Consider the following 12,441-nt stretch of genomic DNA (forward strand, 5'->3'; position numbering starts at 1 on the left):
AAAAATCCTCTATAAAAACGTTTTCAGATTGTCGATAATTGACGTAAGTCTAGGGGCAATCATCTTGGTGTTTTCTTTTCTAGATAAAATACTATGGATCAACGAGGTGTTCTTTATGAAAACAGCCAAGTTCTCCCGTTCAAGCTCTCTGCGAACTAAGCTCGTCCTGTTATGTCTCCTGTTATTGGCACTTCCTTGCCTTAACATCGGAATTCAGGGCTATTATTCTGCGAGCTACAGCTTGGACGACTTGGGCAGCCGTATCTTAAAAAATAACGTGAACTTGACGATTGAAATGATTGATGTTCTCCAGAAACAGGTCGAAGCTGGAAAAATCAGCAAAGAAGATGCACAAGAGCAAGTAAAACTTCATATCCTCGGCCCCAAACAGTCGGATGGAACCCGCTCGATTAACAAAAATGTCGATTCCGGTGCCAGTGGATACATGTTCGTTCTGGATGAGAAAGGTGTCATGCTCGCCTCTCCTTCCATTGAGGGGAAAAATCAATGGGATACAAAAGATCCTGACGGTATCTTTTTTACCCAAGAAATGATTAAGCGCGGTCAGGAAGGCGGCGGCTTTACATACTATCAGTGGTCGAAGCCAACGGAGCCCGATGTTCTCTATCCGAAAATCGCCTATTCCAAGCTAGACCCTCACTGGGGATGGATCGTAAGTGCAAGCAGCTATATGGAAGACTTCAATGCCCCTGCTGAAAGTGTACTGTCTGATTTGCTGATCGTGCTGGGAATCTCCTTGATCGTCGGATTCGTCGTCTCGTGGTATGCCTCCGGGTTCATTTCCAGACCTATTGCCCTGGTTGCCGAGCGCGTGAAAGAAATTGCTGGTGGTGATCTGTCCGGGAAAGACATCGTGGTAAAAAACCGTGATGAAATCGGACAATTGGTCCATGACGTGACCCATATGACAGAGAATTTGCGCGAGCTCATCTCTCGCGTCCGCATCAGCTCTCTGCATGTCGCTTCTACCTCTGAGGAGCTGACGGCAAGTGCAGAACAGACGAGCAAGGCAACGGAACAAATTGCCGTCACGATGCAAGAGATCGCTGTTGGAGCAGAAGATCAGTCCAAAACGATCGATGGAACGGTCAAGACAATCAACGACATGTCCTCGAGTCTGCAACAAATTGCATCCAGCTCCGAACAAGTCTCTCTGACAGTCGATACAACGAACATGCTGGTCTCAAACGGCAATGAAGCAATTGTCGGTGCCATCGCTCAAATGAATTCTATCAACACAACTGTCCAAGAGCTGGCAGAATCAATCAAAATGCTTGGTCACCGCTCTTCGGAGATCAGCAATATTGTCGAGGTCATCACCTCGATTGCCGAACAAACGAACCTGTTGGCGCTAAATGCTGCGATTGAAGCGGCCCGTGCTGGAGAGCATGGACGTGGATTTGCTGTCGTCGCCAATGAAGTACGTATCTTGGCTGAACAATCAGCAAAATCTACCCAGCAAATTAAAGACCTCATTAGCGCGATTCAGGTCGATACGAACAAAGCCGTATACGTGATGGAAACAACGACATCTGAGGTTTCGGCTGGAATCGAAGTCGTACATGAAGCTAGCAAGGCTTTCCAGGAAATTTTGTCTGGAACGACAGAAGTAGCACGTCAGATTCAGCAAGTTACCACATCCACTCACCACATGACAACCGGAGCAGAGCAAGCCGTCCATTCCATTGAAGCGATTGCCACCACTGCGGAGACAACGGCTTTCGGAACACAAAACATTTCCGCCGCCGCTGAACAACAATTAGCCTCTATGGAGGAAATCTCGTCCTCTGCTGCTTCCTTGTCAAAAATGGCGGACGAGCTGCATGAATCGATTCAACAATTTAAGGTGTAAGAATCATCTACATCTCTGAAACGAAAAAGGCTGCCTTTGCTGGTCACCCCTGACCTCGCAAACGCAGCCTTTTCCTCTCCCTATCAGCCTATTTAAATCCGAGGCGATTGCTCCGCTTCCCACGTAATCGAAATCGTCGTCCCCTTCCCGACAGCTGTTTTCACCTCGAGTGAACCACCAAATGCTTCCACTAATGCTTTTGTAATAACCATCCCTAGGCCAGAGCCTTCCGTGCGGGACTCGGTGTCTGTGCCACGATAATATCTCTCAAATAGTCGATCTGCTGTTTCTTCGTCCATCCCACTACCATTGTCGCTAAAAATGAGCAAAGCTGTGGATGGCTCCACTGCTTGTACGCTGATGGACACAATCGTACCGCTCTCGTTGTGAATCAAGGCATTGGCAACCAAATTATCCACGATACGCTGAAACCAAGGCTTGTAGACGAGCATGTAAACAGGTTCGGGAGAGGGGGTAAACCGGATGCAGCCTTCCGGGTACAACGGATGTTTTCCTGCTTCCGTAATGGCTTCAGCTGTACAACCATTCAAGTCAACGAGCTCGACCGTAGGAGCACCTTGTCCGTTCCTTAATCGATACGTCAACGCCAAATCGTTGATCAAGTCTTCCATATACGCTGACTTGTCCAAAATAATTTTGGCGAAAGTATGTACCTCTTCTGCCGTCCACGTATACTCGGCATTTCCTAATAGATGCGCGTACCCTTTGACAGAGGACAGCGGCGTTTTCAGATCATGGGAAACGCCAGCGATCCACTCATTTCTCAATTGCTCCGTTTCATGACGAAGCTTTTCGTTGCGGTTAAGCGTTTGCGACAAGGAGTCCATCGACTCGATTACATCTTGGTAGATACGGTATTTGCGCTTTCTCTTCCCTCGCTTGTCTTGGCTGAGCGGAACACCATCCGCATTGGCAGGCTCCTCGTACTGCCCCCCACGCAGAAAGGTCAACCACCGTAATACGTGAACAATCGGTGCGCCAAATCGCTGTCCGAACAAGTAGGACACAATCCCGAAGACGAGCATCGCCGACAAGAGCAACATGCCCATCCCGATATATAGGGCCTTACTTTCCGGTGTCAAAAGCGGTTCTTCCCCGGGAGTCGTTCCTGGCAACGGATAACTGAGTACCCAGGTTTGGCCGCTTTTTTGATCATAATGCGATACGATTGTTGCTCCGTAGCGATCCGGGTATATCGAGCGTAGCGCCAGTTCTTCCACGGTGAAATCCTTGATTGCTTTTGCAGGCTTATTAAAGGAAGCCAGCTCTCCCCCTTTCGGATCTAGGAGCTGCACCCAGCCCGCTTTCCTCTTCAATTGATTTTGGATGCTTGGAGGAAGCAGGATCTCGTTATTTTTATGATCAGCCTCCTCGATCACCTGTTGCAAGAAGTCGTCATCGCGGTTCGTCATCCCATACAGCAAGGTGTGAACCACGCCGTCTTTTTCCTGTATCCATAACGATAGCTGATAGGGGAACGGGCTTTTTCGGAGCCAATAAGCCGTTAATTGGCCAGGACCGTAGTAGCTGGGTACGTCAGGCGGGGTAAAGAAAGAGTCCGTGACATACCCCTTTTCATCAATCCGCTGAAGCCACCCTCCGCTATCTCGGACCTTCTCCAACAGCTCGGGGTCAAAGCGGACATCCTCTCCCTCTACTTCTATGGTCTGAATCAGCCGCTGCAAGCCGACGCTCTCAAATTGACGTGAGGACTGTACTTTTGACATTTCTTCAAGCGTCCAATATAACGTAAACCCTGCTAGCACAAAGAGAATGAGGCCAACCAGCACCAACCACATGACCAGATGGAGCGCAATTCTGCTCTTAATATTCATAAGGAAGGCCCTTTTTCACCATTTTGTACCCGAGTCCCCTGACGTTCACCAAAAACTCTGGCTGCGCTGGATCGGGCTCGATGCGCTCCCGAATCCGATGGATATGTACCATGATGGTGTTATCGTCACGTAAGCTATTCACGCCCCATACTCGTTCGTACAGCTCGCTTTTCGAAAATATCCGATTCGGATTTTTGCACAAAAATAGCAACAGTTGAAAAACAAGGGACGGACAAGGAATGACTTTCCCCTCCACACAGAGCTCCCCTGCTGCTTCATGGACTTGAAACCGCCCAAAATCATAGACCCCTTGAACGGGTGCTGTCGGTACAGCCGCGTTCGTTTTGCGTGTACGGCGAAGCAATGCCTTGATGCGTGCAACAATTTCCATCGGGTTAAACGGCTTCGTCACGTAATCATCCCCGCCAACGGCAAATCCGGTCAGCTTGTCAAAATCGGTGTCTCTTGCACTCAAGAACAGAATCGGCGCATCCGTCAGACGGCGGATGAATGGGCAAGCTTCTATGCCGCTCATATTCGGAAGCGTTACGTCCAGAACGATCAGGTCATAGCTTTTTCGTTCGCATGCACAGAGCGCCTCCTCGGATGTTTTCACCTTGTCGATCAAGTGGAATCCTTCTTTGTGCAGTACGGTCTCAAGCAATTGGAGAATCGCTTGCTCATCGTCCACGAGAAGGATAGCTGCATCTTTCACGATCACTTCGCTCCTTTTGCGCTTTTGCGTTATCCTCCATTTTATCATGCGTACTGTCGGCGCGCGTCCGCAACAACCTTAACGGAATCATAATTTTGCCGCGACAGATTTAAGCATCCTGTAAGCCAGCGTTTCATGTCCGATAAGAGTGGCTTTCTATAATGAAACGAGCGCTTAGAACAAGATAGGAGTGGCGACATGAAAAAAGTTTGGATTTCACTTGTAGGAGCAATTCTTTTGACAGGATGTGCTGCGCAATCAGAGGCAACCGCAATCCCCTCTACTACTGAATCCCTCACAAAGAAAAAAGAAGGTGCAAAGACGATGACGGATCAAGCGGAGTCGATTGTGCAAACTCTCCTTAACGGAAAAATAGAGGAGGTATATGAGCAAACAAGCCCGTCATTCAAACAGCAGGTTTCAAAAACACAGTTTGTAGAAGGGTATACTGCTTTTAGCTCGGGGGTGAAGTCGTGGAATCAATATTCCCACACGTCCGTAAACGGCAGCTATTATGGTACCTGGGTGGATCAGGACGCCAAACGGGGCCTTGTCCTTACGACGGATGAAAAAGGAATCATTACGGGTGTTTTATTAAAGCCGCTGCAAAGCTACCCTGACACCGACAATGCTTTGACAAAGCAGGCGTATAGCGCACCGTTTACAGGTGAGTGGTATGTGTTTTGGGGAGGTCAGAATGTCCTTTCAAACTATCACTACGAGGTGGAGAGCCAACGCTATGCATACGATCTTATTCAGGTTAAAGACGGATTAACCTACAAGGGGGACCCTGCGAAAAACGAGAGCTATTTCGCATTCGGGCAAGAAATACACGCACCGCAGGCAGGAACTGTCATACATGTCGTCCAGGATCTCAAGGATAATGTCCCTGTCGGAACGATGAACGCACAAGAGCCCGCTGGCAACGTCGTCATCCTCGATCATGGCAATGGGGAATTCAGCTACTTCGCCCATTTGAAAGAAGGCTCCGCAAAGGTAAAGGTTGGCGATCGTGTGGAGAAAGGGGATTTGCTTGGACTATGTGGCAACTCTGGCAATTCCAGCGAGCCTCATCTGCATTATCAGGTCTCTGACGGCAAAGATTTGTTCCAGAGCAAATCCATTCGCGTGCAGTGGGAGAACGGATTGAATCCGCGTCAAGGTGAAAGCATTACCGCAAAGTAAATGGTGTAGCTATCAAACAGCGGCAATCCATCCTTTTGTTTTGTATCCAAAGGGATGGACTGCCAATTTCTTTAGAGGACAATATCATACTCCATTATCTTAGCAGTCTGTTCTGCTACTTCCGCACCTACTAATCGTTTGATAATGTGAAAGGACATATTGATACCCGCTGAGATCCCAGCAGATGTCACGATATTTCCTTCATCCACGAATTTTACTCCTCTTTGCACAACGACTTCTGGAAATTCCTTTTCCATTCGATCGAGACTTGCCCAATGGGTCGTTGCCTTTTTGCCCGATAATAAGCCTGCCTTTGCAAGTAAAAAGGCTCCTGTGCAGACGGAGGCCATCAGCTCCACCTTTTGCATTTGCTCACGAATCCATTGGATCACCCGCTCATTATGTACTTCTCGCTCCCTCGCACCTATTCCACCAGGAATGATGAGAATATCAAAAGCAGGCATATTCGCAAAGCTGTAATCTGGTTGAACCTTCAGACCATTCAGCGCTTGAATCATGTTCCCCTTTTCCGATACCGTTTCTACACGAAAAGGTGTATGGCTGTCATTTTCCATAGATGTCACCGAGAATACTTCAAACGGACCTGCAAAATCCAACACCTCCACATCGTCAAACAAAAAAATTCCTACTCGCCATTGCTTAGTCTCCATGTGGCTCTCCCCCAATCATGTTTGGATTTATATTACAATAGCTTCTCGCGAACATCTCTAGTTTTTTTAGCTGCAAGATTCTGCTAGAGTCATTGATAGAAGATAAAAAATGATGGAGGAGGTCCGCTGTCTGATGAGTACCAGTCCGAATATTATAGAGGTCGCGTCCCTCATAGGAGAACCATCCCGCGTCTCCATCCTGATCAGCCTAATGAACGGCAAGGCACTCCCCGCCAGTGAACTCGCACGAAACGCAAAAGTTACCCCCCAAACGGCAAGCACGCATTTGGCAAAGCTGGTAGAAGGCGGTCTTTTGGTCAGCGAGTCACACGGTCGACATCGCTACTATCGCCTAGCCAGCCCTGATGTCGCCCATGCCCTAGAATCGTTAATGACGATCGCAGCACCTAAGCCGGTTCGTTCCTTGCGCGAGTCTGACCAATTGCGAGCCATCCGCTATGCGCGTACCTGCTACGACCATCTCGCTGGTGAAGTAGGCGTTGCCCTGACGCAGAAAATGCTGGAGATGCAGTTGATCGAGGCATCCGATCAAGACTATGTGCTCAGTGAAGCGGGAAAAAACAAGCTGCAATCACTCGGCGTAGACCTTGTGGCCAAGCCAAAGAGCAGACGTCGCTTTGCCCGTCCGTGTTTGGATTGGAGCGAGCGTCGCCATCACTTGGCAGGTAGCCTCGGAGCCTCACTCACCAACCGATTTTTTGAGCTTGGCTGGATCGAGCGAGTGCCAGGAGGGAGGGCAGTCCGTGTCACGCCGTTAGGCAGCTCAGGTTTTATGACCGAGTTCGGACTGCAAGTAGATGAATGCAAAAAGCACAGCTAGCTACTCTGCCAGCTGTGCTTTTTGACTGACTTGCCTGCGTGGGGCAAACGTCCAGTTCACCAGGAAAATCCCTGCGAAAATCAACACCCCCCCCACATACACATGCCATTGCACGACCTCATCCAGCAACACCCACCCCGACAAAACACCAAAGAACGGAGCAAGGAACAAAAAAGCACTCGTCCTGCCCGGGTCTCCGTGATTCAGCAAGTAAAACCACGTCGCAAACTGCACAATGGAAGCCATGATCGCAAGCCAGAGGACGACGAACACAGCGGTCGGCGTCACAATCAGCTTCGGCGTTTCGAGCGTGACCCCCATCACGAGGAGCAGAATTCCTCCGAACAGCATCTGATAAGCTGTCAGCACCCACACATTGAAGCGGACTCCCCACCTTTTAACGAGAATCGTAGCCATTGACCACGCAAGAGCTGACCCGATCCCAAACAGCGTTCCCGTCTCCCATTGCAGATGGAAGCCAAGCGTGATGAACACCCCTACCAGTCCAACCAGAACCCCCATCCATTGCGTCAGTCGATAGGATATTCCGAGAAATAACGTGCCCCATATGACCACAAGCAGTGGGTTCATGAACGTCAGGATCGAGGATTCACCCGCTGTGATCGTACGCAGACTCAAAAAGATACATCCCATGACGGCAGCTGTCTGCAAAAATCCGATCAGACACAGCTTCCCCCAGTCACCTGCCGACTTCGGGAGCGGCTTTTTCCATACCCACGCTCCCATGATCAGTCCTGCCAACGTAAAACGCAGTCCTACCAGCAGCAATGGTGAAAAATAGGCCAATCCAATCTTTCCTACCGCAAAAGACGAACCCATCAATGATGTCGTCACGACGACAAGTATCCCGAACAAAATTCGATTCATGGCGTTGTTCCCCCGTTTCAGGCAAGCTACTTGCTTCTTCTTACATGCAGTGTACCTGACGGTTAGTTCGATGAGGGTCGAAGTGTGCTAAAGATTTACAGTCTGTACTTCTCCACCATCTTGATCCCGATTTGATTCAGCAAGACAGCGAGCACCTTCCAGACCGCTCGACGATAAAACGGCAAATGTTTGACATATATCGCTGTATATTCCGGTTCTCCCTCGGCTCCTCTGTCCGCTTTGAATGCACCTACACCCGCACTTTGATGGAGCAGGATGCCCTTGCTCTGTGCTTCTTGTACCAAGAGGCACGACAGCATCCGATACAGCCCAGTCTCTTTGGTGAGAGTCGTATCATAGCCAAATAGCGGTGTCGTCATCACACCATTTCGTTCAAAATAGCCAAGAATGCCGTCCAGCTGTCTGTCTTTTTCCAAGCCGATGAGGGTCAATGTCCTCTTTTGCATCGCCAATCGGACGAACTCCACCGAAAACTGTGGATTATGCCGGGAGTATTTATCCAGATACAACGCGTTATATAAAGCAACGATTCGCTCGACATGCTGTTCTCCCAGCTCCTCATGACGCAGGATACGATAGCCCGATTTGGCTAGCATTTTTCGATCGCGGTTGAGCGTATTGCGGACCCGCCACTTGCCCTGTGCGGGCCAGTCGGGATGAAAAAGGTAGACATAGCGGCTGGGGACCATGAGATAGCCCTTCTCTACGAGCCCCTTGTGAAAATCCGGGTAGAGCCTGCGACAAACAGATCGAAACGCGATGATGTGACTAGGGAACTTTTGGATGCAGCTTTCCGTGATGTCCTTCACTTCATCTGCACGCACATCATGATACAGATTGGTCGATAACAGCCAGTTGTTGACGATGACCATTTTGTTGCATTGGCTTTTTTTCATCCAGCGTCCAAGCCCTGTAAGTACAGTCGACAGTGCTTGCCTCAGCACCGCTGAATCGAGCATGCCTAGCTCTTCCTTTGCATACGTCACGTAATGGGTAAACACCGAACTGACATACGAATTGTCGTACTCGTTATCGTTCACCGTTATGGGCATGATCCGATCACCTACACGGAGTGCAACCATCCGCGTCTGTACATTTTGCACATAGCGGGATGGTTGTTCCGTCATCATGGGCAACAAGTAGCTTTTGACGTAGTCGGCATCCTGCGCCTGTTCCCAAGGGATTTGCTCCGCCGAAGTCCCTTCATACCATTCAATCAATGGCCTGCTCACCTAGAACAAACATCCTCTCTACCCGCCGCAATTTTTTCGTACCGAGATTCAGCTCGTACGGTGCAAACACAATCGCAGGCAATTGTCCTTGCTGATCGGCAATGACTCGCTCAAGACTTTGGCGTACTCGTTCCTGCTCACGCATGGACGGTCCTTCCCCATCCTTCATGAGTAGTGCTATCTCAACTTGCTCGTAGCTTAGCTGCCGTACCGTATACTCTTCAATCGCATCAGACGAGGTAATGACGGCACGCCGGATGAAATCAGGAAAGACCGATATCCAACTCGCTTCGTTTTCATGGCGAAAAACAAATAGATCATCTGCCCTGCCCTCAATCGATTCCAGCGCCATAAACACCGAGCCGCATGGACATGGTGTGCGCTTTTCCGTCAAAATGTCGTTCAATCGATAACGGATAATCGGCTGTGTCATCCGGGAAAAGTCTGTGATGATCGGAAAGAATCGCTCCTTCTTCTCATCGAGATATTCCTTTTCCACCACCACGAGGTCTTCATTGACATGCAACGTCCCGTGTGAGCAGCTCACCGCAATCAGACCTTCTGTGCATTGATAAATTTGATGTACGATTTGCCCGAACACTTCTGCGATGTATATTTGATCCAACGGGTCAAGCACTTCTGCCACCGAGATTACTTTGATCGGAGATATCCGCAATTTCCCCTGACGCTGGGCAGTCGCGAGCATTCTCAACATCGAGGCTGGCGCAACCAACACCGTTGGCTGATACTGGTTCAGGTGATCCAGGTGCTGATCGAGCGGTATTTGCAAATCGAAGAACGAGAATTGAATGCGACGCCTGTTGACCGCTGTATACAGGTTGCTATTCGCTCGCAAGAAAAAAGCAATCCGATGCGTCGACCATAGCTGACCAGGCAATGCTTTCGCCAAAATCACCCCTGCCCATTTCGCCTGCTCCTGCGGTCCCACGAGAAAAAGCCCGCGATTGCCAGATGTCCCAGAAGACAAGCCTACGGTCACGCCGTTTAATTGGGGAGTGAAATCGCGTGTCGTTTCTGCTTTCAGTGCAATCGCAAATGCTTTTTCCTTCTTGATCCCGTACGTGTTCAGCTCGTCAAAATGGTCCATCATGCTCTTTTTATCGATTGGCTCCATCTGTCTCCAGCGTTCTGGCGTTCCCAATCTCTTTCGGTAAAAAGGAGAGGCTGGGAAAATGCGCGTCAACATTGCTCTGACCTGCGCTTCTTGCCATTTCACCAGCTGCTCACGCGAGGAAAACCGACGGGCAAGCCACTTCGTTTTTACATACTGCTTCAAGATCGTCATGATCTCCATGTGAACGCTCCTCTGCTGGCCTGCCAGACTTCCCCGCAGTGTGTCGGCATGATTTTCATGTCGGGACGTTGGCGGGATAGCACATGCAGCCTGTGCAAATGCTCGCGATACGCCTGTCGATCCGCCATGATCAACATAGCCAGCGGGTGAGGCAACAGGTTGCCGCGATAGGCCTCACTCGACCAAGCAGCATCCGCGCACAAAAATACATCCCCATGATCCCGATCACGCAGGAACACACCAAATTGCCCGATTGCATGTCCGTTCAGATCGACGATGTACAGACTCTGGTCCGCAAACAAATCGTAGCCTTCCGTGTATGGCGCGTAAGCTTCAGGCAATGCCACAAGCTCTCCTCGATCAATGAAAGTCACCCGCTCTTCGAAATCGTCAGGCATCAAATCAGGCAAGTACGCCTCCCGCAGCGCCGCCCACCCCGTCTTTCCCTTCACGTGATTGTAGGCACTCTCGAAGCAGTATAGTCGCGCATGCGGAAAATCACGCAAACCGCCGATATGATCCGCATGAAAATGGGAAATGAGAATACCCGCTATGTCTGTCGTTCGGATTCCGCGTGCTGCGAGCTGCTCAGCAATACTCTCATGTGCCTTTGAGAATACGGGTGTTATTTTGCCGTACAGCGAATAAGGAAGCTTGCTCGTGGCTTCAAAAAAGCGCTGCGCATAGCCCGTATCAAAGAGCAGCAAGCCGTGGACGGGATGCTCGATAAGCCCTGCGATGGCGTGAAACGGAATGTTTTTCATCCGGCCGCCCTTTCGTGAAAACATTTCGAGCTGCTGGCAGTAGCCCGTGTCCATCAGCGTCAGTTTAACGTCCATCCTGCGTCCTCCACCATTCTGTAAAGGTCTCGATACCTTGGGCAATGCTCACCCGTGGTTCATAGCCCAGATCGCGCTTCGCCTTTGAGATATCCAAGGTTTGTGATTTGGCGAGCACACCGACCGAGTAACGTGTCAAAACCGGCTCGCGATAGCCCAAAACGGTCTTGGAGAGTGTCTCCAGCACCCAAGCCGCGGCATACGCCTTCCAATATGGCAGCTCGCGCGTTTTCAACGGAACCCCCAAGCGCCGAAACACATCTGACAATACCTCGATCATCGTCACAGGCTCCCCATTTGTAATGTTGTAAGCCTCTCCCAATGTGTGCGCTGGAGAATCCATGCACAAGATCAGCGCGTCCACGACATTTTCCACATACGTCAAATCAATGATCGCCTTGCCTCCGTCGATCAGCGGGACGAATTTCTTTTCATTGGCGCGGATCAATCTGGGAAGGATTGCATTGTCTCCTGGGCCAAACAAGGCCCGCGGACGAATCGTGATCGTCGGTAGTCCTGCAAGAAACGCCTTGTCGACTTCCAGCTCCGCCTGGTATTTCGTTTGTGCGTATGTATTGGCAAACCGAACGGGCATCGGTTCATCTTCGCGGATTCCCAGCTTGTCGTCAAAAGCAAAATAAATACTTGGCGTCGATACATGGACAAGACGCTGGATGCCGTGCAGCTTGCAGCCCTCGATGACATGAATGGTTCCTGTCACATTCGTCTCGTACATGTCACGGTACGTTCCCCACGGGGAGGAAAAAGCAGCAGCGTGATGCACGATATCCTGATCGCGGCAAGCATTCACCATGGCTTCTCTGTCTCTTAGGTCTGCCCGAAGGAATCGAATGCCTCGCTCCTGCAATAGCTGGCCGATTCGCTCGTCTCGTCCTTGCGCTGTTACGTCATAGCCCATTACATGTAGTCGTATAGCCAGCTTCTGTCCGAGAAACCCAGTCGCCCCTGTTACTAGAATTCGCTTGTTCATTTCTTCCTCACTTC

Annotated in this window: 11 protein-coding genes; 3 read left to right on the forward strand and 8 right to left on the reverse strand. The window is 50.1% G+C overall.

Annotated elements, in window-relative coordinates; genetic code table 11:
• The first annotated feature begins 115 nt into the window (after positions 1-115).
• On the forward strand, positions 116-1,873 hold the full coding sequence (locus HP401_RS11765) for a methyl-accepting chemotaxis protein (protein ID WP_173605114.1): 1,758 nt from the start codon (positions 116-118) through the stop codon (positions 1,871-1,873).
• A 92-nt stretch (positions 1,874-1,965) separates the two neighbouring features.
• Here HP401_RS11765 and HP401_RS11770 read toward each other — a convergent pair whose 3' ends face one another.
• Together HP401_RS11770 and HP401_RS11775 are read right to left on the reverse strand one after the other, a co-directional pair.
• Positions 1,966-3,729 carry a sensor histidine kinase gene (locus HP401_RS11770; protein ID WP_173605115.1) on the reverse strand — a complete coding sequence of 588 codons (1,764 nt, stop codon included), beginning with the start codon at positions 3,727-3,729 and terminating at the stop codon, positions 1,966-1,968.
• On the reverse strand, positions 3,719-4,444 hold the full coding sequence (locus HP401_RS11775; RefSeq protein ID WP_173605116.1) for a response regulator transcription factor: 726 nt from the start codon (positions 4,442-4,444) through the stop codon (positions 3,719-3,721). The genes HP401_RS11770 and HP401_RS11775 overlap by 11 nt, the downstream gene beginning before the upstream one ends.
• 198 nt (positions 4,445-4,642) lie before the next feature.
• Between HP401_RS11775 and HP401_RS11780 the strand changes: the two genes are divergently transcribed.
• Complete coding sequence (locus tag HP401_RS11780) at positions 4,643-5,629, forward strand: M23 family metallopeptidase (protein WP_173605117.1); 987 nt, start codon at positions 4,643-4,645, stop codon at positions 5,627-5,629.
• A 71-nt stretch (positions 5,630-5,700) separates the two neighbouring features.
• Here the strand turns inward: HP401_RS11780 and HP401_RS11785 are convergent, their stop codons facing one another.
• Positions 5,701-6,300: a DJ-1/PfpI family protein gene (locus tag HP401_RS11785; RefSeq protein ID WP_173605118.1), complete on the reverse strand. Its 600-nt coding sequence runs from the start codon at positions 6,298-6,300 to the stop codon at positions 5,701-5,703.
• A 133-nt stretch (positions 6,301-6,433) separates the two neighbouring features.
• Here HP401_RS11785 and HP401_RS11790 point away from each other — a divergent pair, with 133 nt between their 5' ends.
• Positions 6,434-7,141, forward strand: coding sequence for an ArsR/SmtB family transcription factor (locus HP401_RS11790; RefSeq protein ID WP_173605119.1), 708 nt, complete (start codon positions 6,434-6,436; stop codon positions 7,139-7,141).
• Here the strand turns inward: HP401_RS11790 and HP401_RS11795 are convergent, their stop codons facing one another.
• The 5 genes from HP401_RS11795 to HP401_RS11815 all read right to left on the reverse strand — a co-directional run bounded on the left by HP401_RS11795 (position 7,142) and on the right by HP401_RS11815 (position 12,427).
• Positions 7,142-8,029: a DMT family transporter gene (locus tag HP401_RS11795; protein WP_173605120.1), complete on the reverse strand. Its 888-nt coding sequence runs from the start codon at positions 8,027-8,029 to the stop codon at positions 7,142-7,144.
• A 95-nt stretch (positions 8,030-8,124) separates the two neighbouring features.
• Positions 8,125-9,270, reverse strand: a complete 1,146-nt coding sequence (locus HP401_RS11800; RefSeq protein WP_173605179.1) for a GNAT family N-acetyltransferase — start codon at positions 9,268-9,270, stop codon at positions 8,125-8,127.
• A complete protein-coding gene (locus HP401_RS11805; RefSeq protein WP_173605121.1) occupies positions 9,263-10,597 on the reverse strand; it encodes a F390 synthetase-related protein in 1,335 nt (444 codons plus the stop codon). Before HP401_RS11805 ends, HP401_RS11800 begins: the two co-directional genes overlap by 8 nt.
• On the reverse strand, positions 10,585-11,436 hold the full coding sequence (locus HP401_RS11810) for an MBL fold metallo-hydrolase (RefSeq protein ID WP_173605122.1): 852 nt from the start codon (positions 11,434-11,436) through the stop codon (positions 10,585-10,587). The genes HP401_RS11805 and HP401_RS11810 overlap by 13 nt, the downstream gene beginning before the upstream one ends.
• Positions 11,426-12,427 carry an NAD-dependent epimerase/dehydratase family protein gene (locus tag HP401_RS11815; protein WP_173605123.1) on the reverse strand — a complete coding sequence of 334 codons (1,002 nt, stop codon included), beginning with the start codon at positions 12,425-12,427 and terminating at the stop codon, positions 11,426-11,428. The genes HP401_RS11810 and HP401_RS11815 overlap by 11 nt, the downstream gene beginning before the upstream one ends.
• Between the last annotated feature and the right edge of the window lie 14 nt (positions 12,428-12,441).

Source organism: Brevibacillus sp. HB2.2 (genome assembly GCF_013284275.1).
GTDB classification, from domain to species: domain Bacteria; phylum Bacillota; class Bacilli; order Brevibacillales; family Brevibacillaceae; genus Brevibacillus; species Brevibacillus brevis_D.

Coding starts and splice junctions, on each gene's coding strand:
- HP401_RS11795 (WP_173605120.1), bottom strand. CDS start 8,029: ATGAATCGAATTTTGTTCGGGATACTTGTCGTCGTGACGACATCATTG.
- HP401_RS11780 (WP_173605117.1), top strand. CDS start 4,643: ATGAAAAAAGTTTGGATTTCACTTGTAGGAGCAATTCTTTTGACAGGA.
- HP401_RS11770 (WP_173605115.1), bottom strand. CDS start 3,729: ATGAATATTAAGAGCAGAATTGCGCTCCATCTGGTCATGTGGTTGGTG.
- HP401_RS11765 (WP_173605114.1), top strand. CDS start 116: ATGAAAACAGCCAAGTTCTCCCGTTCAAGCTCTCTGCGAACTAAGCTC.
- HP401_RS11785 (WP_173605118.1), bottom strand. CDS start 6,300: ATGGAGACTAAGCAATGGCGAGTAGGAATTTTTTTGTTTGACGATGTG.
- HP401_RS11790 (WP_173605119.1), top strand. CDS start 6,434: ATGAGTACCAGTCCGAATATTATAGAGGTCGCGTCCCTCATAGGAGAA.
- HP401_RS11810 (WP_173605122.1), bottom strand. CDS start 11,436: ATGGACGTTAAACTGACGCTGATGGACACGGGCTACTGCCAGCAGCTC.
- HP401_RS11805 (WP_173605121.1), bottom strand. CDS start 10,597: ATGGAGATCATGACGATCTTGAAGCAGTATGTAAAAACGAAGTGGCTT.
- HP401_RS11815 (WP_173605123.1), bottom strand. CDS start 12,427: ATGAACAAGCGAATTCTAGTAACAGGGGCGACTGGGTTTCTCGGACAG.